The sequence below is a fragment of the Halobacteriovorax sp. GB3 genome, assembly GCF_028649655.1.
Taxonomy (GTDB): domain Bacteria; phylum Bdellovibrionota; class Bacteriovoracia; order Bacteriovoracales; family Bacteriovoracaceae; genus BSW11-IV.
On sequence record NZ_JAQSLN010000003.1, the window covers coordinates 328,030 to 347,985 of the forward strand.

29 protein-coding genes are annotated in these 19,956 nt (G+C 36.8%); 19 read left to right on the top strand and 10 right to left on the bottom strand.

From position 1 onward, the window contains the following. Window positions 1-36 precede the first annotated feature (36 nt). The 18 genes from HBN50_RS07770 (at window position 37) to HBN50_RS07855 (ending at window position 13,969) form a co-directional block, all read left to right on the top strand. Window positions 37-360 carry a DUF2190 family protein gene (locus HBN50_RS07770; protein WP_273869069.1) on the top strand — a complete coding sequence of 108 codons (324 nt, stop codon included), beginning with the start codon at window positions 37-39 and terminating at the stop codon, window positions 358-360. A gap of 40 nt (window positions 361-400) precedes the next feature. Beyond that, the gene (locus tag HBN50_RS07775) at window positions 401-709 is read left to right on the top strand and encodes a hypothetical protein (protein ID WP_273869070.1); all 309 of its coding nucleotides are present in this window, start codon (window positions 401-403) and stop codon (window positions 707-709) included. Next, window positions 702-1,247, top strand: a complete 546-nt coding sequence (locus HBN50_RS07780) for a hypothetical protein (protein ID WP_273869072.1) — start codon at window positions 702-704, stop codon at window positions 1,245-1,247. Before HBN50_RS07775 ends, HBN50_RS07780 begins: the two co-directional genes overlap by 8 nt. A gap of 56 nt (window positions 1,248-1,303) precedes the next feature. Continuing rightward, window positions 1,304-1,546, top strand: a complete 243-nt coding sequence (locus HBN50_RS07785; protein ID WP_273869073.1) for a DUF2635 domain-containing protein — start codon at window positions 1,304-1,306, stop codon at window positions 1,544-1,546. Window positions 1,547-1,557: 11 nt separating this feature from the next. Next, window positions 1,558-3,021: a phage tail sheath subtilisin-like domain-containing protein gene (locus tag HBN50_RS07790; RefSeq protein ID WP_273869074.1), complete on the top strand. Its 1,464-nt coding sequence runs from the start codon at window positions 1,558-1,560 to the stop codon at window positions 3,019-3,021. 8 nt (window positions 3,022-3,029) lie between these two features. Further along, a complete protein-coding gene (locus tag HBN50_RS07795; RefSeq protein WP_273869075.1) occupies window positions 3,030-3,398 on the top strand; it encodes a phage tail tube protein in 369 nt (122 codons plus the stop codon). Continuing rightward, window positions 3,398-3,667: a phage tail assembly protein gene (locus HBN50_RS07800; protein ID WP_273869078.1), complete on the top strand. Its 270-nt coding sequence runs from the start codon at window positions 3,398-3,400 to the stop codon at window positions 3,665-3,667. The genes HBN50_RS07795 and HBN50_RS07800 overlap by 1 nt, the downstream gene beginning before the upstream one ends. A gap of 93 nt (window positions 3,668-3,760) precedes the next feature. After that, window positions 3,761-5,566: a phage tail tape measure protein gene (locus tag HBN50_RS07805; RefSeq protein WP_273869079.1), complete on the top strand. Its 1,806-nt coding sequence runs from the start codon at window positions 3,761-3,763 to the stop codon at window positions 5,564-5,566. Beyond that, complete coding sequence (locus tag HBN50_RS07810; protein ID WP_273869080.1) at window positions 5,566-6,771, top strand: DNA circularization N-terminal domain-containing protein; 1,206 nt, start codon at window positions 5,566-5,568, stop codon at window positions 6,769-6,771. Before HBN50_RS07805 ends, HBN50_RS07810 begins: the two co-directional genes overlap by 1 nt. Then, the gene (locus tag HBN50_RS07815) at window positions 6,768-7,748 is read left to right on the top strand and encodes a phage baseplate assembly protein (RefSeq protein WP_273869082.1); all 981 of its coding nucleotides are present in this window, start codon (window positions 6,768-6,770) and stop codon (window positions 7,746-7,748) included. The genes HBN50_RS07810 and HBN50_RS07815 overlap by 4 nt, the downstream gene beginning before the upstream one ends. Before the next feature lie 7 nt (window positions 7,749-7,755). Then, window positions 7,756-8,457, top strand: a complete 702-nt coding sequence (locus tag HBN50_RS07820) for a phage baseplate assembly protein V (RefSeq protein ID WP_273869084.1) — start codon at window positions 7,756-7,758, stop codon at window positions 8,455-8,457. A 24-nt stretch (window positions 8,458-8,481) separates the two neighbouring features. Next, entirely contained in the window at window positions 8,482-8,925 is a 444-nt protein-coding gene (locus HBN50_RS07825; protein WP_273869085.1) for a phage GP46 family protein, read from the top strand. Continuing rightward, window positions 8,907-9,956 carry a baseplate J/gp47 family protein gene (locus HBN50_RS07830; protein WP_273869086.1) on the top strand — a complete coding sequence of 350 codons (1,050 nt, stop codon included), beginning with the start codon at window positions 8,907-8,909 and terminating at the stop codon, window positions 9,954-9,956. The genes HBN50_RS07825 and HBN50_RS07830 overlap by 19 nt, the downstream gene beginning before the upstream one ends. Next, window positions 9,944-10,549: a YmfQ family protein gene (locus HBN50_RS07835; protein ID WP_273869087.1), complete on the top strand. Its 606-nt coding sequence runs from the start codon at window positions 9,944-9,946 to the stop codon at window positions 10,547-10,549. Before HBN50_RS07830 ends, HBN50_RS07835 begins: the two co-directional genes overlap by 13 nt. A 1-nt stretch (window position 10,550) precedes the next feature. Continuing rightward, window positions 10,551-11,156, top strand: coding sequence for a hypothetical protein (locus tag HBN50_RS07840; protein ID WP_273869089.1), 606 nt, complete (start codon window positions 10,551-10,553; stop codon window positions 11,154-11,156). A 10-nt stretch (window positions 11,157-11,166) separates the two neighbouring features. Continuing rightward, entirely contained in the window at window positions 11,167-12,921 is a 1,755-nt protein-coding gene (locus tag HBN50_RS07845; protein ID WP_273869091.1) for a hypothetical protein, read from the top strand. 11 nt (window positions 12,922-12,932) lie between these two features. After that, window positions 12,933-13,652 carry a hypothetical protein gene (locus tag HBN50_RS07850; RefSeq protein WP_273869093.1) on the top strand — a complete coding sequence of 240 codons (720 nt, stop codon included), beginning with the start codon at window positions 12,933-12,935 and terminating at the stop codon, window positions 13,650-13,652. Between the two features lie 68 nt (window positions 13,653-13,720). Then, entirely contained in the window at window positions 13,721-13,969 is a 249-nt protein-coding gene (locus tag HBN50_RS07855) for a hypothetical protein (RefSeq protein ID WP_273869094.1), read from the top strand. 116 nt (window positions 13,970-14,085) lie between these two features. On the opposite strand, the gene HBN50_RS07860 is transcribed toward HBN50_RS07855, so the two are convergent. The 9 genes from HBN50_RS07860 to HBN50_RS07900 all read right to left on the bottom strand — a co-directional run bounded on the left by HBN50_RS07860 (window position 14,086) and on the right by HBN50_RS07900 (window position 18,825). Continuing rightward, window positions 14,086-14,571 carry a helix-turn-helix domain-containing protein gene (locus tag HBN50_RS07860; protein ID WP_273869096.1) on the bottom strand — a complete coding sequence of 162 codons (486 nt, stop codon included), beginning with the start codon at window positions 14,569-14,571 and terminating at the stop codon, window positions 14,086-14,088. Further along, entirely contained in the window at window positions 14,559-14,954 is a 396-nt protein-coding gene (locus tag HBN50_RS07865) for a hypothetical protein (protein WP_273869097.1), read from the bottom strand. The genes HBN50_RS07860 and HBN50_RS07865 overlap by 13 nt, the downstream gene beginning before the upstream one ends. Before the next feature lie 32 nt (window positions 14,955-14,986). Beyond that, window positions 14,987-15,811, bottom strand: coding sequence for a hypothetical protein (locus HBN50_RS07870; RefSeq protein ID WP_273869098.1), 825 nt, complete (start codon window positions 15,809-15,811; stop codon window positions 14,987-14,989). A 68-nt stretch (window positions 15,812-15,879) separates the two neighbouring features. Continuing rightward, the gene (locus HBN50_RS07875; RefSeq protein ID WP_273869099.1) at window positions 15,880-16,176 is read right to left on the bottom strand and encodes an STAS-like domain-containing protein; all 297 of its coding nucleotides are present in this window, start codon (window positions 16,174-16,176) and stop codon (window positions 15,880-15,882) included. Next, entirely contained in the window at window positions 16,173-16,994 is an 822-nt protein-coding gene (locus HBN50_RS07880; protein ID WP_273869100.1) for a hypothetical protein, read from the bottom strand. The genes HBN50_RS07875 and HBN50_RS07880 overlap by 4 nt, the downstream gene beginning before the upstream one ends. A gap of 74 nt (window positions 16,995-17,068) precedes the next feature. Next, complete coding sequence (locus HBN50_RS07885; protein ID WP_273869101.1) at window positions 17,069-17,764, bottom strand: hypothetical protein; 696 nt, start codon at window positions 17,762-17,764, stop codon at window positions 17,069-17,071. 94 nt (window positions 17,765-17,858) lie between these two features. After that, the gene (locus HBN50_RS07890) at window positions 17,859-18,233 is read right to left on the bottom strand and encodes a hypothetical protein (protein WP_273869103.1); all 375 of its coding nucleotides are present in this window, start codon (window positions 18,231-18,233) and stop codon (window positions 17,859-17,861) included. Window positions 18,234-18,291: 58 nt separating this feature from the next. After that, window positions 18,292-18,525, bottom strand: coding sequence for a helix-turn-helix domain-containing protein (locus HBN50_RS07895; protein WP_273869104.1), 234 nt, complete (start codon window positions 18,523-18,525; stop codon window positions 18,292-18,294). Window positions 18,526-18,600: 75 nt separating this feature from the next. Further along, complete coding sequence (locus tag HBN50_RS07900) at window positions 18,601-18,825, bottom strand: helix-turn-helix domain-containing protein (protein WP_273869105.1); 225 nt, start codon at window positions 18,823-18,825, stop codon at window positions 18,601-18,603. Between the two features lie 141 nt (window positions 18,826-18,966). On the opposite strand from HBN50_RS07900, the gene HBN50_RS07905 reads away from it, so the two are divergent. Then, the gene (locus HBN50_RS07905; RefSeq protein ID WP_273869106.1) at window positions 18,967-19,332 is read left to right on the top strand and encodes a response regulator; all 366 of its coding nucleotides are present in this window, start codon (window positions 18,967-18,969) and stop codon (window positions 19,330-19,332) included. On the opposite strand, the gene HBN50_RS07910 is transcribed toward HBN50_RS07905, so the two are convergent. Next, the gene (locus tag HBN50_RS07910; protein WP_273869108.1) at window positions 19,307-19,879 is read right to left on the bottom strand and encodes a helix-turn-helix domain-containing protein; all 573 of its coding nucleotides are present in this window, start codon (window positions 19,877-19,879) and stop codon (window positions 19,307-19,309) included. The two genes, HBN50_RS07905 and HBN50_RS07910, sit on opposite strands and share 26 nt — an antisense overlap. Window positions 19,880-19,956: the final 77 nt, after the last annotated feature.

Genomic DNA, 19,956 nt, shown 5'->3' on the forward strand with positions numbered 1-19,956 from the left:
CCCTAGGTTCTAGATAACTTTCTTCAGGAGTTAAAAATGAAAAATAAAATCACAGACGGAAAAGTAATTGAATACGCACACAGTGCTGCCGTAACTTCAGGGCAAGCACTACTTGTTGGAGCGCTTATTGTAGTAGCACTAAAAGATTATGACGCAAATGAACTTGGTATTTACGAAAGAGTTGGTGTTTATGAACTCCCTTGCGTATCGACTGATGTAGTTGCCACTCCAGGTGTTTCTCTTTATTGGGATGATGCTGCAAAAAAGATCACAGCAACATCAACTGATAATACATTTGCAGGTGTCTCTTACAAGGCTAAAGCAGATGGTGAAGAAACTATTCAAATCCTACTAAAGTAAAACTCTAGGCAGTGGACTATCCCCCACTGCCTCTAAACCTATGGACTTTTCAAACTTAGTTAATATCGTAAATAACATCGCCCTCCCTGTAACGGGAGACGATATTACACTATTTTCAGAAGGATCAGAATATAAAATCAAAGGTCATGTAAACAGAGAGACAATCAATATTGATGAGTTTGGAAATGCATCATATTCAGAAAGTATCGGATTAGAAATCTCAATGGAATTAGTAAGGCCCAAGGTTAATGATAGAGTCATTCTTTCTGACGGAGAATACGAAGTAAAAGAAGTTCGAGACACATCTTATAAAACAGTTGAGCTCACCCTGGGAAAAGTCTATGTCTAAAGTAAAGCAAATTAGAAAAAAGCTACAGACTAACTTTGAGCTTGCCCTACCAGAAGTAAATATTCACGCTAATAGAATTACAAAAAGACTAAGTCCAAATGATATGCCGGCCCTATTTATTTTTGTTCTTGATGAAACAAAGAGGGATTCAAGTGTTGCTCCATATGAAACGGATAAAAATGTAAGATTTGGCTTTGTCTATCAAAATCACGGAAAAGAAGATGAAATTGAAGATGAGCTTGATGACATAGCCGAAGTAATTGAAACAGTTATCGACTTTGACCCATTTCTAGATGAAGAGGATGACAATAGTTTGTTAACAGAAAGAGCCGAATTTTTAAAAAGTGAAAGAGATGTCGAGCAAAATGCTGCATATGGAATAGGAACTATCTCTTTAGAATATAAACTCACCTACATAAGGCAACATTTTTCAGACCTTTCAAACATTACAGAATTAAAAAAGATAACAGGAACAACGAATATTTATTCAGTTGATCATGAGCAAGAGATAGATCTTCCACAAGAGTCCCAGTCATAAAGCAAGCCCCCCTGCATTGATATATTCTTCAATAAGTATAAACCCTAGGGGGAAATGTGAAAAGCAAGTCACCATTCAGATTCATAGAAGTTATTCCAAGTAAAAATCTTAAAATTACAAATCCAGAAACAGGAGAAAGGCTTTCTGTAGAAAGTTCAACAAGAGTTCCCTTAAATGCCTACTGGACAAGAAAAATAGAGTCCGGAGACGTTTTAAAAGTATCTCCAGCTGAACAGAAGCATGAACCTGTAAACACAGAAAAAAATCAAAGAGTTTCAAATAAAATACTTACAAAATAAAAGGATAGTTTATGTCTATTGGATTTAATGAAATACCGAATCAACTAGCTCCATGGGCCTTTCTTGAATTTGATAATTCAGGAGCAGGTGCAGATGGTGATCTACAGTATAAAGCCCTCATTGTCGGTCAAAGACTCACTAATGAAGGGACGCATAACTCACTTACTAAAGAAAGAGTGAACAGTGCAGATCAAGTTGCCAAAATGTATGGATATGGATCAATGATTCACGCAATGGTTGATGGCTTTAGAAAAAACGATAGGCAAACAGAGCTATATGTAATCGCTCTTGATGACTTAGACGCTGGAGTAAAAGCAGTCAAAACTGTTACGTTCTCTGCTCAATCAGTAAAAGCCGGAGTAATTCAGGCATTAGTTGGTGGAGTAAAAATTGTCTCAGCAGCAACAACAGATGCAACAGGTGCAGAAATTGCAACGGCTTTTGCTAATGCTGTGAATGCAGAAAAGCTTTGCCCTTTTGAAGCAGTAGCCACAGATGCAGCTGTAGCTCTTACAGCAAAACATAAAGGAGAGATCTTTAATGAGTTGGAAATCTCATTTAATCATTACTATGGAGAAGTTTTTCCTGAAGGTGTCTCTGTAGCTATTGCTGATACAGTTAATGGAGCAGGGAATCCAGATGTTCAAGATGCCATCAACAAAATGGGTGATGACCAATTTAACATAGCTATTTTTCCATATACAGACACAGCAAATTTAATTGCAGTTGAAGCTGAGTTAAGTTCAAGATTTGGCCCAACAAAACAAACAGAAGGGTCTAATTTTTGTGTTAAAAATGCGACACATGGAAATCTTGGAACTCTTGGAGACTCTAGGAATTCTCAATTAAACACTATTATGAATGGGTATAAAGTTCCTACACCTCCATATGTCTTTGCTGCTCAATTAGCAGGTGTTGTTTCAAAGTACGGACAAATTGATCCAGCAAGACCTTTTCAAACTCTAGAGATCGTCGGAACGATCCCTCCAAAACAAGAACATCAATTCATTAGAGAAGAAAGAAGTATTCTTCTTGGTGATGGGATCTCAACTTTCATGGTTAGCCCCGGAGGAAAAGTCTTAGTTGAAAGATTGGTGACAACTTATAATGTTGGAGCATTCGGACAACAAGACCTCTCCTATCAAAATTTAAATACAATACTGACTTTGTCATTTGTTAGATGGTCATTAAGAACTCGTTTATTGAATAAATACCCACGTCATAAACTCGCTGACGATGGGACAAAATTCGGAACAGGTCAACCAATCGTAACTCCAAAGGTTATTAAAGGAGAACTTGTTGCTTTATTTAGAGAGTGGGAAGATGCCGGTCTAGTTGAAAATATCGATCAATTTCTAGAAGACATAATTGTCGAAAGAAATAGCTCGAATAGAGATCGTATTGATTTTCGAATTAACCCAGACTTAATTAATCAAATGAGAATTTTTGGTGGTCAAATTCAATTTATTCTTTAGGAGAGTTTATGAGTAATAAAAAATTAAGAGCTGGAACAGCTTACGTTAGATCTTCATCAGGAATGTTAAAGGCCAAGGGTCATTTTACATATAACCTTGGTGGAAAAAATAAAAAAGCACAAAAAGGTGTTGATGGTGTGCATGGATATGGTTTCGAGGTCCAAGAAGCTTTCATTGAAGGAGAAATTACCGTTGATGGAAACACTGACGTAAAAAAAATTAAAGATGAAGAAGGTACGGTTCAACTCGATTTAGAGAATGGCAAAACTATCGTACTAAGAGATGCATGGAACGAATCAGAAGGAACAGTAGAAACGGAAGAAAATAAGCTTCCAGTAAGATGGGTATCTGTTTCAGAGGGCGAGGAAATCAAATAATGAAAACCATAAATCTAGATGAGCCAATCGTTCATGGATCAGAACAGATAAGTGTACTAAGTTTTCCTTCAATGAAAGCTAAACACATAATGGATATGGATCTAGAGAACATTAAAATGAGAGCAATGATTGAAATAGCCTCAGAGATGTGTTCGATTCCCCCTACAATTTTGGCTGAGTTAAGCATAAAGGATACTGGAAAAGTCATTGATTATGTTTCAAAGCAATTGGAGCTCTTGGAGATTGGAGAAGACTCTCAGGACTCCTAGCCTATCACTTCAACTTCTCCTCAAATGAAATATTAAATTTTGGTGCCAAAGAGTTTTCTTTTTGGCACCAACGACTAGAGGAAATTGCAAAAGATGTCGAACAAGTTTCCAGTTAATCTCACCTTTAACGCCATTGATGGTACAGCAGGAACTTTAAAAAGAATTAACTCTAGGTTCCTAAAGCAGACTCAAGTTCTTCGTATAACAAATATGAAACTGAAGAAGATGCGCGACCAAATGAAAGATATCGAGAAAGTTACTAAGAAGGTTTCTGGCAAAATGACCAGTTTTGGGAAAAGCATGAGTCTCAAGGCAACCTTACCGATTGCGGCATTTGGCGTCATGAGTTCGAAGGCATTTGGAGATTTTGAAGAGAAACTCTTAAATGTAAAAGGACTTCTTGATAATAACTCATTTAAGGGCAAGACGATAAACGCCGGCTTCAAAGACATCTCAAAAAAAGCAAAAGAACTTGTTGGAGAACTACCAATAAAAGACATTAGCCAGATAGGTCAATCTATATTTGACTCGATTTCAGCTGGTGTTGACCCTGCTAACTTCAAAGGATTCGTAAAAGAGGCCGGAAAACTAGCTGTAGCAGGAGACACAGAAATATCCAAATCAACAGACGGTATGACATCGGCCATGAATGCGTGGGCGATGAAAACAAAAGATGCATCGAGAATAGCATCAGTTTTCTTTGCTGCTCAAAAGCAAGGAAAAACAGACATTGCTCAATTGTCAGATGGAATCGGTAACCTTGCCTCCGTTGCAGCTGGAGCTGGATTAGGTTTCGAAGAGACTATGGCCGCAGTATCAACAGCAACAACAGCTGGTATGAAAACAGCTAGTGCATACTCGAGTATTAAAGCTTTAATCTCTAACGTGCAAAAGCCTACAGCTGATGCGAGGAAAGAAGCAAAGAGGCTTGGTATTCAATTCGATGCTACGGCCCTACAAACGATGGGACTTAAAAAGTTCTTAGATCAAATAAGTAATTCAGGAAAAGCAAACAACAGAACATTTGCAAAGCTATTCGGATCTGTTGAAGCTCTTGGTGTTGCTCAGTCTTTAGCTGGTAACCAAAGTGAACAATTTTCAGCTACATTAAAAGTAATAAACCAGGATGCTAATGAAGCGACGAATGCACTAAAAGAAGGGCGTAAAGCAAATACGCTTTTTGCTAAAGGTTTTAATGACAACATGAATGGTCAAAATAAAAAGCTGACTCTTGTCCTTAATAAAATAAAACTTCTTATGATAAATCTCGGTCAGAGACTAAAACCAATTGTTATATCAGTTGGAGAGAAAATAGCAAAAGCGCTCGACTTTCTAAATAATAATCCAAGATTAGCAAAATTTGTTGCTATATTTGCAGGTATTGTAGCTGTCATGGGTCCACTTATCTCAATTGCGGGAGTTCTTATCGCACTACTTCCCTCTCTGACTATAGGATTTGCGATGTTTCAAGCATCTATTCTTCCTCTCTTACTTGTTGCAGGAAAGTTCTTACTTATTATTGGAGCTGTTGTAGCAGCTCTCTATGGTCTTTATAGAGTTGGTAAGTTTCTATATGAAAAGTTTAATCTTGGTGAAAAATTTGATTCACTCATAAGCAAGGTTAAGAAATTCAAAGATCTCATAATGGGAATTGGAGCAAAGTATCTAAAGAAAATTGGGATTGATATAGAAAGTAATATTAATAGCAATAACACGAAGCCAATTTCTAATAAACTAAAGTCAGTCACATCGACTTCAATAGTTGGAAAAAAAGAAGAGAAAACAATAAATCATGAAGTAACGATTAAAGACACTAAGGGTAACCCCCTTCAAATGTTCAAAACTAGTGAATCATCAACATCGTCACTCGGTCTTGGTAGTGTAATGGGTGGGATTTAATGAGTTGGGAAAAAGACTTAAGGCCAGCATCTTTATCCGGTATTCAATTTGGAGTGAAAGCTTCTAAAATTCAAGGCGGAAGAAAACTAAAGGATGGGCGTGATGGCGATGAGGAAGGTATTCCAGGAATACTAGATGAAGGTATTGAAATTAAAAAATTTGACATTCAAGCATTTATCTTAGGAAGTGATTACCTTAAAAAGAAAATAGATCTCATTAAAGAGATTGAAAAGCCTGGAGTAAAAGACCTTGTTCACCCTTTTTACGGTAGAGTAAAAGTAAAAGTTGGAAATATTGATATTTCTGAAACAGATTCAGAGCTCGGAATTTGTAGAATTAATTTTCAGGCGTGGCGTTTTTCCCCGTTAAAGTATCCATTTTCAGAGAATGACAAGGTAGGACAAATTGAACTTACTCAAATCGAAGTAGATAATGCCATCAAAGAGGATTTTTCAAATAACTTTTCGATTAAAGGCTTACCGCAAAACTTAAAAGACTCTGCTCTTTCTATGATAAATGAAGCTGCTGATTTATATGAAGATATGACATCTTCAATAAAAGAATGGAGTGATACGATTGGCGAAGCTGTTCTTGCTGCTAGACAAATCAAAGCAAAGGCAAAAGACTTAATAGAATCTCCCCTAGCATTGATTGAAAATATACAAAGAAATTTAGACTTGGCCAAAAACTTTTCTTTCTCAAGTAAAGAGCTCTTCGAAGCTTATCGCAATACGGACAAATATGGACGAAAAAAGAAAGAAGTATTGTCGGTTACACGAACAAGGGAGCAAGAAGAAGAGAATACAAAGCAAATGACAATAGCCGTCAGATGCAGTGGTATATCGAGGGCATGTGTTCAGGCAGTAAAGATGGCTGAAGAAAACTCCATTGAAACAAGTCAAGAAGCTCGAAAGATGAAAGAGCAAGTAATGAGTTCCTTAGATGAAATAATGGAACAAACGACTAGCCCAATAGTATATTCTTCACTGCAAAAATTGAGAACACAGTTTCTTGAAGCCGTACCAGGTAACTCTAACAGACTCCCCAATCTTTCAACATACGAACTTGAGCATACGACTAACTCAATCATGTTGTCTTATGAAATATATGGGACTACAGACCTTGAGCGAGATATCATTCAAAGAAATGAAATTGAAGATCCAATGTTTATAACACCAAAAGAATTGGAAATTAAAATTCTATGATTGAAGTATACTGTAATGGAAAGCTATATAAGAATTTTTCAGATTATAACTTGTATAAGTCGCTCAACTTTGTAGCCAGATCATTTGAATTTTCATTTTTCGTTGACAACGAATCCTTCAAAAATCTTCAAATAAAAGAAGATAGTAAAGTTAAAATCAAGATAAAGTCAACTCCATTCACAATTGGAAAGATCGATATTATTGAAGATATATCCGACGAAACCGGCACACTAGTTAAAATAAAAGGCCGTTCAATAAGCTCGCTAATTATAGATTGTCCTTGCCCTATAAGCCCAGGAGAGTTTAAAAACATCTCTTTATTAAATCTATGTAAAACTCTATGTGGACCTTACAACATTCCAGTATATTCTGAAGTAATAATCAACGCTAAACTAGAGAAGTGGTCAATTATTCCGGGGGAAACTATTTGGGAGAATCTGGAAAGAGCATCTCGCAAGCTTGGACTACTTATTACAGGCTCTGACGATGGAGGCCTTGTCATCACCAAAGTTAAGTCAACTCAGGAACGTACACAACTTATTGAAGGACAAAATGTTAAAAGATGTAGAAGAGTCAGAAACAGCTCTCTAAAGTATTCTGAATATAGAGTCGTAGGACAAGATATAGATGGACTTCATGATGCAGAAGGAATTGAGTATGACAGCTCTGTTAATTATCATAGGCCATTGTTAATAATCTCGGAAAATACTGAAAACAATGATTCAGCAAAAAGAAGAGCTCTTTGGGAAAAGAAAATAAGAGAACAAAGATCAACTTCAATCAGAATTGAAACAAACAATATCCTCACATCTGATAATGGTGATCCCTGGGAAACAAACAAGACGACAAAAGTAATATATCCAACATTTGGAATTAATGAAGTAATGCTTATTTCTTCTACTAGATACATTAGAAAAAATGGTGGTTTCCCTTACACTGAGATCGATCTAGAAGAAAAAGATTCATATTCAATATAGGTGAATAATGCAAATAATAAGAAGACTTTTATCAATGATTTCTCGATCAAAAGTAAATCTTGTTGATGATTCAACACCTATACAAAACCTTCAGCTATCACTTCTAAAAGGTGAAACAAAGTCCAAAATTGAAAGAATTCAAAACTATGGCTTCACTAGTGTACCACTCGAAGGAGCTGATGCGATTTGTGTTTCGATTGGAGGCAATAGAGACAACTCCATTGTGATTGCCGTTGATGATAAGAGATATAGACTTAAAACATTAAAAGATGGAGAAGTCGCAATATACACAGATGAGGGAGACTACATTCATTTTCAAAGAGAGAATAAAATTGAAATAAAAACTAAAGAGCTAACTGTTAACTCGGAAGTAAAAACTATAATCAATACAAAAGAAGCCCTTGTCGAGACTGAACAAGCAACAATTAATGCCACAGCAAAAGTTGATTTAACGACACCTGAACTAAAAATTAACTCACTCACAAAAATAGAATGCACTACTCCGCTGATGGCGGTATCTGGCTTGATCCAATGTTCCGGAATAGCAGCTGGAGGAGCAGCTCCTACCCAAGGGAAAGTGACGATAACAGGAGATATCGAAGCATCTGGAGAAATAAAAGACAATAAGGGAACAATGTCTCAAATCAGAACAAGCTACAACGGACATAAACACGTCCAGACAGATCCCCAACCGACACCACAGATGTAGGACTTTTCAGATATATTGTAGGCTATGGATATTGCCCTAGCGTTTCAAAATAACATTTTCGATATTTCTGAAGAACCTGAAAATGGCATAAGAACAGCCATAATTATTTCTTTATTTACAGACAAAAGAATTAATGAAAATGAAAAGCCTTCAGACGAAAGCTCTCTTGCAGGTTTTTGGGGAGACGACTTTGAAGAAAGGCCATATGGCTCAAGGCTATGGCTCTTGCACAGAAATAAAATCAACAACGAAACGAGGCTTAATGCTATCGACTATGCGAAAGAAGCTCTTGAATGGTTAACAGAAGACAAAGTTGTTAAATCGGTAAATGTTGATGCTCAAATAATTGATAAAAAAATTGCACTTCTGATTGGTATAGAACTACCAGGTAACAAAGATTACAAATTTAGATTTACAGATGTCACTAATTACGAAAGGAATCGAGATCAATGGAAAGACCAACTCTAAAAGAGCTCGTAACTCGAGTAAAATCTGATTTCAACTACAGACTCTCTGGTGAGTCGATTACACTTAGATATACACTTGCTACCGTCTTTAGTTATGTAATCGCTGGAGTAGCCCACTTGTTATACTCTTTCATAAGCTATCTTGCAGACATGCTAATGCCAGATAAAGCAAAAGGGATATGGCTTGAAAGGCATGGTTCAATATGGGGAATAAAGAAAAAGTCTGAAGATTATGCTACAGGAACAGCTATTTTTACAGGGTCCGAGAATGCAGGGGTCGGTGTTGATAAAGTTCTAAACGCAGGAACAGGTCTTCAATATCGAACAACATCAAGTGGCTTTATAAAAAATGGTGTTCTAGAACTTCCAATAATTTGTGAAGATCCTGGCGAACGTGGAAACCTCGAAGATTCAGATTTTTTAGAACTTAACTCCCCTATACCTGGAGTCAAAGATGAAGTTTCGATTGCCTCTCCAGGTATAACTAACGGCCTTAACCGAGAAACAGAAGAGTTTTATCAACAAAGAGTAGTAGAAAGAATTAGAAACCCAATTGCGGGCGGGAATGATGGGGACTACGAGAGATGGGCAAAAGAAGTTTCAGGAATTACTAGAGCGTGGACTTTCCCAGAATACCTTGGTGGATGGACAGTAGGAGTTACTTTTGTTCAAGATGGACAAGAGGACATTGTGCCAAACGCAGCAAAAGTCCTAGAAGTACAAGAATACCTTAATGAAAGAAGATGCGTTGGCGCAGAGATATTTTGTTTTGCACCAGAGGCTAAACCGGTAGATGTCGAACTCGTAGTTGATCCGGACTCACCAGAGGTTCGAGCAGCTGTAGAAAGTGAACTCAGGGACCTCGTAATTAGAGAAGCACAACCAGGTAAAACAATTCCCCTTACACATATAAGAGAAGCAATCTCAGTGGCCACAGGAGAATATGATCACACACTCATCTCTCCTACTGAAGATGTCACTTTTCAACAAAATGAAATTCCTGTACCAGGTAGTGTCGTATGGCCAAGCTAGACGAAAAGAGCTTTCTAGAATTAGCGAAGTCTCTTTTGCCTCCTGGTAGGGCTTGGTCTCGTGAAAGCGGAACTCGACTAGAGAAAATCCTTCTTGCCTGTACAGACGAGTTTCGCAGGATCAAGCTTCATGCTTATAAATTAGTAAACGAGACAGACCCTTCTCAAACTTCTGAAATGCTAGACGATTGGGAGAAGTTACTAGGATTTCCAGATGAAAGATCAGGGCCTTTAGAACTACTGTCTCTACAAGCTCGTAAAAAGCTTGTTTACACTTACTATACTATGACTGGTGGTCTGACACCTCAGTACTATATTGATCTATTAAAAAATTTCGGATTTGAAATAGAGATTGATGAACCAAGGCCATTTCGATGTGGAATGTCTTCATGTGGAGACGGACTGTATAACGGTAACTGGTACAGAACATTTTTTGTAGTAATAAAAGATGTTCCCCGACTCTATTTTTCAGCTGGTCAATCGGTTTGTGGAGATCCTCTCAACGAGCCAGTAGACAATCTAATTGAGAGCATTATCAATAGATCTAAACCTTCACACATGAAAGCACACTTTAGTTATATAGAGGGAGAGTAAAATGCAAAACCCAGATTCAATCGGAAGCGTTAATGGAAATTTTTCTGATGGCGATCCAAAACTAGGCCTGAAACCGACACATGTGCTGGCGAAATGGTTTAACAGTGTAAATAAAGAAATTGCTAATGTCATCCTTGCTGCGGGAATTGACTTAGTGCCAGCAGGTACAGAAGAAAGCGATGAAGACTTTGAAACTGATCAGCTGCTTAAGGCAGTAAAAACTATCGCAGGATCAACATTCTTGTCTTGTTCAATTGAAAATAATGCCGCAGTCGATACCGCTTTTATGAATGGTCCGGACGAGCTCTTTATCTTTGACTCGAGCAAAACAACTAGCTTTGAAATATCTTACGAAGCATACAGAAAATCAGTTGATACAGAGACAATTGCAATAGGAAAAATTGCCTACGCCTACCTTCCTTCAGCAGATAAATATGTAAGACTGAAAAGAGATCAAAACCAACATTCAGAGATAGGCTTAGACTTTCCTGAAGAACTCGAAAAAATCGAAGAAACGACAAACTTTATTCTTAAATACAAAACAAATGAGTTCACTGGCGGCTCATACGTTGGAAGATTTAAGTACAATTTATACAAATTTGACTAAGGAGATTAAGGTGAAATTATTTCTATTTCTTCTTTTGGCCTTTTCCTTAATTGCACACTCTTCTGAAAAACAGATCTATGAAGACACTGTTAAAGTTGGAAAATCGCAAACAAGGGCCATTAGATCAAACGAAACAAAACAAAAGCTTGAATTCACACACGATGGTACCAACTGGAAAACAATGGGATCTGGCTCTGGAGGTTCTGGTGGTGAGAACTACGATAACGCATTAACAGATGATGATAATCCAAATGCAGAAAACGGAACAGAAAAATGGACTGGCTCAGGTGGAGTTTTTAATTATGACGATCAAGATCCTCTTGAAGGAAGTCGCTCATTCGTTTTCACTCCGAGTGCACAAGGGGATGAAAGGTGTACTGCTTTTAAGAATTTCAACACAGATAGATTTAAAAGCCAATCTTGTGAAGCGCGTGTAACCTATGTCGGTGGAGACAAGAATCTTGATCTATTAGTAGTCGATGGAAACGGCGATATACTTAACCCGCAGGTAGATGGAGCGAATGAAGATTCCAATAATAGATCGCTCTCACCTTCAACAGTAAAAAGTTATCACAGCGTAAGCTTTCTTTGCCCGTCTCAGGCGAGCATTGTAGCTGATGCCAACAAGGGTAATATTAAAGTATGCCTAAAGAATACAGGGGCGACCTCAGCACCCTCTGTTAAGTTTGATAAGGTTTATGCTGGCACTTTATCTGGCTTAACAGAAGAGGTAACGCCAAGCTCATTTAGTTCTTTACTCGGTAGTGATGGCTCTATCACAAGTCAGTCGTCAACGTGGCTTAGTGGTTCTTGCACCGTTGGGACTGGTGTCTATACGTGTCCCGTCGTTACTGGTCTTGTTTCTCAGAAGCTCGCTTGTCAAATGACGGTAGACACGGGGACTTATCAATACTGGGGAACTTATGACTCGTCAAATTCAAGCCCTACGCAAGTCGTCTTTAGAACTTCAAATGATGGCGTAGCCTCTAATGCAAAGTTATCGGTATTTTGCCATAAGCAAGGGGCAGACTCTAACAATAAAGTAACCGCCTATAGAGCATTACCTAAAGCGGTTGAGTATTTTCCTATCCTTTGGGCGAAAACAAATAGAATTGGAGACTATCAAAACTCAAGCACTGGTTCAAAATGGTGGGACTCAGCATCTTGCTCAAGTGGCGTTGTAACTTTTAATTATGCTAGTCTAGGTCTACAGGCTCCCCCAGTTTTCTCGGTTAATGAGGCGATTCACTCACAAGTAAGAGTAACAAGCCCCTCAACAACAAACGTGCAATTCACTTTCTTTACAGAGGGCGGGGCTCTTGCGAGTTGTGGCTCTATAAACTCTATTCAAATATATTTAGGTAAGAGTGCTCTTGATTTTCAGTTGCCGACCTTGCGTCCTCTGTTAATTCCAAACGCAGTTTTTTATGGGCCCTATGATTTAACAGTAAGCGGGACTAACTGGACAAGTAACTATACGAAGGGCGTTTTTTACACTGTAAATGGCGAATGGTTTGCGTCTCTTGTTATCGGTGGCGACCTTTCGCCCTCGGGCTCATCTTTTTCAAATACAATCGCGGGCGTTTCGTTTGAATCTGGCATAAATCAACCTTGCTCAGCACTTGGACAGTCTGGGACATATAACAATGCGTGGACAGGTGCGGGCACAGGTGTGGTTAACTTTCAATCAGGAGTAAATAGCACAGGCGTAAGAGTAAATTGCTCGAATGTGAAACTCCTCTCTAAACCAACATTTATACCTTAAGGAGAATCAGAATGAGGTTTTTAATATTTTTACTATTGTCTTTTAACTGTTTTGCAATCGACCATTACATTCAAAAAAGTAGTGTTGCAGATTGTACCAAGTCGCAATCTGTATTCTCTGGGCCAATGGCATTTATTGAGTGTTCAAAACTTGGGGAGTGTATAGAGGTAAAGGAAAATCCTTACAACTGTAATTACTCTCAAGTCGTTCCCGAAATGATTGAAGATAAAACTAAGCCTCAATATTCGAAGCGAGTCACTTATGAGTGTGGAGATAATTGTCAATCTCTTTGGGATCAGGGAGCACCATATACGAACTGTTTACCAGGGGAAAAAGAGGCTATTTTAAATCTCGAGCTTGAGCAAATTTATTGTACGACCTTAACGGGTTATGCTCAGCTCGCATCTGGGCGTGAAATTGTAACAATCAACCCAGCGTTAAAAACAGCTTTCGACAATGCAATCGCTCAAAAACAAGCAATCAAAGACTCAATAGCGCGAGGTAAATTGATATCGTCAAAATGTCAGGATGCTTTGGCATATATTACTGATTACAATAATCAGGCAGGACGAACTATTGAAGAGATCACAAATCTCCAAGCGACATACTCGACATTCATTGATGCTATTACTGTTAACAGAATAGACCTTGCTATCTCTGAGTTGAACAATGTTACAGCTCCTGAAATGCAAAGTCTTAAGACAGCTCTTCTTTCAATTCTTCAAAACTAATAGTCGAAAAACTCTTAAGTTAATCTTTTGTTAAAATAGGTCCTAGATATTAACGTCTAGGGCCATTTATGTTAACGAAAGAAAAGACTCAATCACTGAAAGACTACATATTCATAGCAACAACGGCCATAGGTGTCGTTCTTTATATGCATAGAACATTTGCAACTCAAGAGGCACTCAATCAAGCTCGATTACTGATTAAACAACAAGACGTTCAAATCAAGTTTCAAAATAAGGTTCAGTGTTTGATTGCAAGAAGACTCGAAGTTGAAGAATCTAAATTAGATAAAATCTGCGATTTTACATTGGATAGATAATGAAAAAGCCATTTTATTCATCAAAAGTGAATATTGTTAACTTGATCATATTAGGACTTCTCTGTATTCCAAAAGTAAATGAGATGGCCGAAAAGAATCCAAATACAATTTTATTTTTAAGCTGCCTCTTGAATCTTGTTTTTAGAAACCTCAGAAGTAATACAAAGCTTATATCCTGCAAGGTTAAGGACGCGGATTAAAACATCTAGCTTGATTGTTCTCTTGTTCTTTTCCAGGAGACTTATATATGCCCTAGAGAATCCTAGTTCTTTTGCAAGTTTAGCCTTGGAACCATACTCTGAATTTTTAGAGAGGTAGAGATTGATTAATCCCCTAGCCTTCAAAAATTCTACTTCGCGACATCCGTCAATGACAACATTCGGGCAAGTTTGAATGATTTCTTCGACAAGCTTAGGGTGCAGACCATTAAGAAAAAGTCTAAGATCACTCTTCTCTTCACTGCTTCCATATTTTTGAATTATTTCTAAATTCGTCGCAAAGGTTTTCGCTGCGACTTTTCGCATCTCTTTTCGAGACTCAATGAATCGTTCTTCGATCTCTAAATCAAATAATCTTTCAAGTGCTCTCTCTACGATTTCCATATCTTTACCTCTTTCGATTCAATCACTTCAATTAGAAGCTTTTGTCCAAATTTCTTGTGTTGATACTGTTGATTGACCTTCCATGGTCCAGAGTAAAGCCATTTATCATCCATGATAACGCCAGCCCGAGTGAGTCCATCCACAAATGGCTTTAGAGCTCCTACAAAACCATCGTAGTCGAGAGCTTTACTAGAATACCTGCAGATCTTTAAAGTGTAGTTTGTGAGAGGTCGAATTGGAAGAGAATTTCTTACTTTAAAATAAACTAAGTCATATATCTCATTGTTCGTTTTATTTCGCTTTTTATAGTGAGTCCTAATATCTCTATTAAGACTCTTGCCTTTGAATTGCTCTAGATCGATTTCAATTTTCAAGTGGTACATATTTTTAAAATACCACCTATTTAAGATCGGAACTATTTGAAAAGGTCTATTTTTTTCTCTGCCAATTCCTTTCTATAAATTGCAGCTTGAATATATTCAAGCCTATTCTTAATGAGTGATGAAATTTTCATCTCTTCTGAAAAAATACGCTCCTGATTCTCATCAGCATCGTTACTTACATCCCATTTTGAATAAGACTTATTAAAATGATCAAGGTACTTTGTAATTGAAACGTGAATAATGCTATAGTGTGGATTTATCAGGTTGAAGCAAATAATTATATCTTCATCTTCAAAATTTTCAACTGCATACTTCATTGCATATGCTAATTGCTCAAGATAAAATTCAAAACTTAAAGCGTCTCCATTCTGAAGATTTACTTCACCAACATGATATCTCTCGTCCCCTTCTTTTATTCCATTGTCTAAATCAATGAGTCCGTTATCACCTTGATTATTATTAATGGTAATCCTGTCGCGAGCATACACTAGAGAGCCTAGAATTAACTGGAATATCTCAAGATCTTGATCACGCTTTCGATCTTCAGATTCTTTAATAAGTCTATCCTTGAGATCATTTTCTCTTTTTTTAGATTCTTTCTGCTCGAGTATAATAAAATACAAAACAAAAAAGCTTAAAATGGGACTGAGAACACCGGAGACATATGAGCCATATTGACCAAGCAAGTCTGGCTTAATAATAAACTTATCAAAAAGTGATAGCTTTGGACCGTATAACGGAAGAATGATTAAAGGAAGTGTAAAAACAAAAATTAAAGCAAAAAAAGAAATCCATAAAATATTAACGTGTTCTAATTTCTTATAGACCAAAGTTTGAAAACGATTGAATTCAGACATGAAAATAATCTCCCGATATACAATACAAAATATCGGATCAAGGAGGACCTTTCATAAATCAATTTATCTTAATGAGAAACCGTTTCTTTAGAATAAACTGACTTGACAAATTTATATTCTTTTTCAAATCGCTCTCTTATGCGATCAGACATGCAGTTACTAACAAAAATATCAGCACGAGGATTGGTGCAATAAACAGACCTAACCAATTCATTCATAAAAGATTGGTTTACCATTTCAATATTATCAAAATCGAGTTCATACTCATCGTACGCTTGGCCATCTAGTGCCTTTTCTACTAACGATTTTGCTAAGATTCTTCCTGAAAGCATTTTTTGATTTGCGACAAATAGTTTGATCTTCATAATTTAATCCTAAAATCAAGAGACGTACCTACAAATGGATTCTCAGTATGGAGCCTCGATACAATTTTACCACTAGTTGGAATATGAAAATAGCCATCATGGCTCTGGATCGTTATTTCCCCCTTATAAGCTCTAACAATATTACATACTTCATTAAGCCCGATACCTCGCATAGGGTCTATAATAGATGATACATGTCTCTCCATCGCTTTTTCAATAAGTTTATTTGATGCAAGGCCTAAAAGCTTGAAAGTTCTATTAAAAGCTCCCCGAAATCCAATACCTAAATCACAAAAAGAGAATTCAAACGTCCTTATACTGGGATAAAACTGGGCAGAAAAGTAACCCCACCCTTCATTTTCGCGATTTCCAGAATGGTAAAAAACATTGTTCGCAACTTCTGTGATCGCTGTATGCAAATCATCTTTAATATGGTCAATTGGTAGCCCGTTCAACTTAAGCGACTCCAAAACTAGGCCTGCAATATAATCATTGTTTTCATTATCTATTTTTTGTAGTTCGACTAATGAACGATTTTGGCGAACGATGTTAGGGTATGTGTAACTAGGGATAAGGTTAAATAGTCCCATTCTTCCACAGTAGGATTTTACTTTTTCGCACCTTGGATAAATGACATCTTTATGAATGCAATTTGAACGTGCTAAAAGATCGATTAGACACATAATATGAGTCATATCACTTGGATGCACATTTCTAACATTATAAAGACTCAGAGTAACCTTGGTTGAACTGTTTATTGTAGAAGGTGCTAACTTTCTATCGACTAAACTAGCCATATCAATTATTTTGATCTTCATAATAACTCCAGCGAGAACATGTTTCAAAAGAGCGAAATTGAGCTATTCACCTCAACATCCATCCATAATTTATTCTAAGTCAACTTTTTTGGCTTAAACAATGATTCACTTTCTTCTTGCTTAACGGTCAGGAACAACAATAGTTCAGACAATTCTTTCTTTACAGTTTTTAAATCTGAATCAAGTTCATAAATTTGATCTGTAATCTCTCCATAGAGTTCAATACCGACATCCTCAGGGGCATAATATCTCAACTTATTACTGTGCCTATCAAAATTCTCTAGTAATTTACTCATTCGACTCTCGGTTAAATTAAGACTAATAATTCTATTTATATGTTCATGAGTCTTTTCCTTTGCAAGTCCATTGTTTCGAATAATTCTTTTCATACGTGAAGCCATTTTTTGGTCACTATCAATAGGCGCCATTAACCTATCAATCAAAGAGAGAGCTCCTTCTTTAAAATTCTCTAGCATTCTAAATACAACCTCTCCTAGAGAAGCCACTAGCGCCCACATAGCTGCTAGTAACAAAGGAAACAATACGGTTTTTACTCCTCCGAATGTATTGACATAACTATTTATGGTTTCAATCTTCTGTATAGAAGACTGACTGGAAATAAGCGCCAAACTTATCGTGTAATGGAAAGAAAAGAAAATAATGACATAACTCCCTAACAAAGGAGCTTTAAGTCTATAGTTTACAGCTCCTGCAACCTCTTTCCCGAGACTTTTGAATTCATGAACCGTTTCACTCACCTTATTTAACATAACAACAACCTTAATTTGTATAATTGGAAATTTTTAAATTTACTTTTGGTGACTAATTACACATTGAATTTATACATCTTTGTATTTTTCTGCTCTAGCTAGCCCATAGAGCATCCATGAGCTCTTCTAAAACTGCGACTTCTTTTTCATCACGGCCCTGCTCATTTTGCATTAATTTTATTTGCTGAATAATTTCAAATTCTCTTTTTTCGACTCGGTTTAATTGAGCATAATCATATTTAAAGTCATCGTAATCTACAGCTTCTTCAAGCTCTACAAATTCGACATTTTCAAATAAGAATGTCTTTACTTTTTTAGTCTGATTACAAACGGCTCTAAAAAGACGGTCATCAACAATCTTGCGTGGTATGAGCTCTCTTACTGCACCTTTGTTACTACCACCGTGATATTTTATCTTGATCACTTCACCACTTTTAATGGCCTCTTCAATTCTCTTCGTAACTGACATATTCACTCCCTTGTTGTTTTTCTATATTCGGAGAGTGAAACAGAGTGATTGAGTCAATTTATCTTAATGTGGATAGAATTCCGTATAGTACAAAGTCAGAGCTTGTTTCATAGTATGAAATAGCTCGACCTACAAAGGCCAGAAACTCACGTCCAGAAGCTCCACGAGTCTCGTACTTGTGTAAGGTCTTGATTGAGACTTGGAGATCATACGCAGCTTCTTTAATTGTGATTCTTCTTTTTTCTCTAAGATGCCTCAATCGAATGGCAGTTTGAGTTGGGCAGTACTTCATTGAGAACTATTTTAGCCCAAGAAGATCAAGGAAACTTAATTAATCAACAAAATAATTTCTACATTCCGTAGAAAATTAAATTGTCACTTTTTTGATCAATTTCCAAAGCTCTACTTCATAAAATTCACATAGAGTTCTTAAATATGACAAAGAGACTTGTTTCTCTCCAAGTTCTATTGCGGAAAGATAGCTGATTGAAATTCCAGAGTAATCTGAAACTTGTTTTAAAGTGAAATTATTTTTACTGCGAAGCTTTTTTAATTCGGTCCCGAGCAAAATAAAAAAGTCATTATCGTTCATTAATTTATGATTTTACGTTTAAAAAATAGACAAATTCCTCTCTCAGAGGAATTGTGCATACGAAAGTTTTTCTTAAGTTCTATTCGGCAACTGATAAGATTTATTCACAGTTGAATATTGCGTTGAAGGAGAAGAAGGAAGATGAAAACCATTTTACTAGTTGATGATGAAGCGTTTATTAGAAAACTCATGAGGGAAGAAATTGAAGAACGATTCAAAGTTAACATCAAAGAGTTCGATTGCTTAAAGAAGGCCCTACTCTACTCAAAAAACAAAAGGCCTGATCTGATAATTACAGATTACAAATTTGAAAACTCAGATCTATTAGATGCAATTGAGCACAACGGAAAACCAGATTGCGAAATGGTTTTATTTACAGCAATGGGAATTTCAGATGTAAAAATAAAGGAGATTGGATTTAGCTTCACTGCTACGAAGCCATCTTTTCACAAGATGATTACTTTCTTAGGTACGGTCTGTACTAGTCACCAGAAGCTTTGCTCTTAGCTTTAACTTCTTTTGAAACATTCACAGGATCATCGTCTCTGGCCCAGTGTGCACGAACAAAGAATTTACCGGCCTTAGTGTACATATTTTCAAGGGCGATGATTCTGGCCCTATTATTTAAAGTCTCATTTCTAGTTAAGTAAGAGAACATTTCATCTTCATCATCAGGATCAATTGCGTGAGGATCTCTCAGGGCAAGATCAACAAGCTCAGCAATTCTCTGCTCAACTTCAAGAGCATTAGATAGTTCACGCAAATAGTTCGGCAAAATGAGTTCTTGGATATCAACTGAAGAGATACTGTTGCTCGCATGAACAGCTTCATTCCTTTTTTCCCTAAAGTCGTCTGAGTCAAGCAGTTTTGCAACAGGTACTTCAAGAATGCTCGATAGACTTTCTAAAATTTCAGCAGAAGGAAAGCTAACGCAATTTTCATAACTTCTAATAGTAGAATGCGAGACATCACAAGCTTCTGCGAGAGAGGCTTGCGTAAATTTCCCCTTCCTGAGGGCTTTTAAATTTCGTGAAAATGTCTTTTTTACATTCATAATGTAAGTTTAACCCATTAAAAACATTGTAAAATACAATTTAAATGTATTAACCTATTGCTCAATATACATTCTGC

What these genes read in the sequence shown, in the direction of transcription:
- HBN50_RS07770 (WP_273869069.1), top strand. Translation starts at nt 37, where the DNA reads ATGAAAAATAAAATCACAGACGGAAAAGTAATTGAATACGCACACAGT.
- HBN50_RS07775 (WP_273869070.1), top strand. Translation starts at nt 401, where the DNA reads ATGGACTTTTCAAACTTAGTTAATATCGTAAATAACATCGCCCTCCCT.
- HBN50_RS07780 (WP_273869072.1), top strand. Translation starts at nt 702, where the DNA reads ATGTCTAAAGTAAAGCAAATTAGAAAAAAGCTACAGACTAACTTTGAG.
- HBN50_RS07790 (WP_273869074.1), top strand. Translation starts at nt 1,558, where the DNA reads ATGTCTATTGGATTTAATGAAATACCGAATCAACTAGCTCCATGGGCC.
- HBN50_RS07795 (WP_273869075.1), top strand. Translation starts at nt 3,030, where the DNA reads ATGAGTAATAAAAAATTAAGAGCTGGAACAGCTTACGTTAGATCTTCA.
- HBN50_RS07800 (WP_273869078.1), top strand. Translation starts at nt 3,398, where the DNA reads ATGAAAACCATAAATCTAGATGAGCCAATCGTTCATGGATCAGAACAG.
- HBN50_RS07805 (WP_273869079.1), top strand. Translation starts at nt 3,761, where the DNA reads ATGTCGAACAAGTTTCCAGTTAATCTCACCTTTAACGCCATTGATGGT.
- HBN50_RS07810 (WP_273869080.1), top strand. Translation starts at nt 5,566, where the DNA reads ATGAGTTGGGAAAAAGACTTAAGGCCAGCATCTTTATCCGGTATTCAA.
- HBN50_RS07815 (WP_273869082.1), top strand. Translation starts at nt 6,768, where the DNA reads ATGATTGAAGTATACTGTAATGGAAAGCTATATAAGAATTTTTCAGAT.
- HBN50_RS07820 (WP_273869084.1), top strand. Translation starts at nt 7,756, where the DNA reads ATGCAAATAATAAGAAGACTTTTATCAATGATTTCTCGATCAAAAGTA.
- HBN50_RS07825 (WP_273869085.1), top strand. Translation starts at nt 8,482, where the DNA reads ATGGATATTGCCCTAGCGTTTCAAAATAACATTTTCGATATTTCTGAA.
- HBN50_RS07830 (WP_273869086.1), top strand. Translation starts at nt 8,907, where the DNA reads ATGGAAAGACCAACTCTAAAAGAGCTCGTAACTCGAGTAAAATCTGAT.
- HBN50_RS07835 (WP_273869087.1), top strand. Translation starts at nt 9,944, where the DNA reads ATGGCCAAGCTAGACGAAAAGAGCTTTCTAGAATTAGCGAAGTCTCTT.
- HBN50_RS07840 (WP_273869089.1), top strand. Translation starts at nt 10,551, where the DNA reads ATGCAAAACCCAGATTCAATCGGAAGCGTTAATGGAAATTTTTCTGAT.
- HBN50_RS07850 (WP_273869093.1), top strand. Translation starts at nt 12,933, where the DNA reads ATGAGGTTTTTAATATTTTTACTATTGTCTTTTAACTGTTTTGCAATC.
- HBN50_RS07855 (WP_273869094.1), top strand. Translation starts at nt 13,721, where the DNA reads ATGTTAACGAAAGAAAAGACTCAATCACTGAAAGACTACATATTCATA.
- HBN50_RS07860 (WP_273869096.1), bottom strand. Translation starts at nt 14,571, where the DNA reads ATGGAAATCGTAGAGAGAGCACTTGAAAGATTATTTGATTTAGAGATC.
- HBN50_RS07865 (WP_273869097.1), bottom strand. Translation starts at nt 14,954, where the DNA reads ATGTACCACTTGAAAATTGAAATCGATCTAGAGCAATTCAAAGGCAAG.
- HBN50_RS07870 (WP_273869098.1), bottom strand. Translation starts at nt 15,811, where the DNA reads ATGTCTGAATTCAATCGTTTTCAAACTTTGGTCTATAAGAAATTAGAA.
- HBN50_RS07875 (WP_273869099.1), bottom strand. Translation starts at nt 16,176, where the DNA reads ATGAAGATCAAACTATTTGTCGCAAATCAAAAAATGCTTTCAGGAAGA.
- HBN50_RS07880 (WP_273869100.1), bottom strand. Translation starts at nt 16,994, where the DNA reads ATGAAGATCAAAATAATTGATATGGCTAGTTTAGTCGATAGAAAGTTA.
- HBN50_RS07885 (WP_273869101.1), bottom strand. Translation starts at nt 17,764, where the DNA reads ATGTTAAATAAGGTGAGTGAAACGGTTCATGAATTCAAAAGTCTCGGG.
- HBN50_RS07890 (WP_273869103.1), bottom strand. Translation starts at nt 18,233, where the DNA reads ATGTCAGTTACGAAGAGAATTGAAGAGGCCATTAAAAGTGGTGAAGTG.
- HBN50_RS07895 (WP_273869104.1), bottom strand. Translation starts at nt 18,525, where the DNA reads ATGAAGTACTGCCCAACTCAAACTGCCATTCGATTGAGGCATCTTAGA.
- HBN50_RS07900 (WP_273869105.1), bottom strand. Translation starts at nt 18,825, where the DNA reads ATGAACGATAATGACTTTTTTATTTTGCTCGGGACCGAATTAAAAAAG.
- HBN50_RS07905 (WP_273869106.1), top strand. Translation starts at nt 18,967, where the DNA reads ATGAAAACCATTTTACTAGTTGATGATGAAGCGTTTATTAGAAAACTC.
- HBN50_RS07910 (WP_273869108.1), bottom strand. Translation starts at nt 19,879, where the DNA reads ATGAATGTAAAAAAGACATTTTCACGAAATTTAAAAGCCCTCAGGAAG.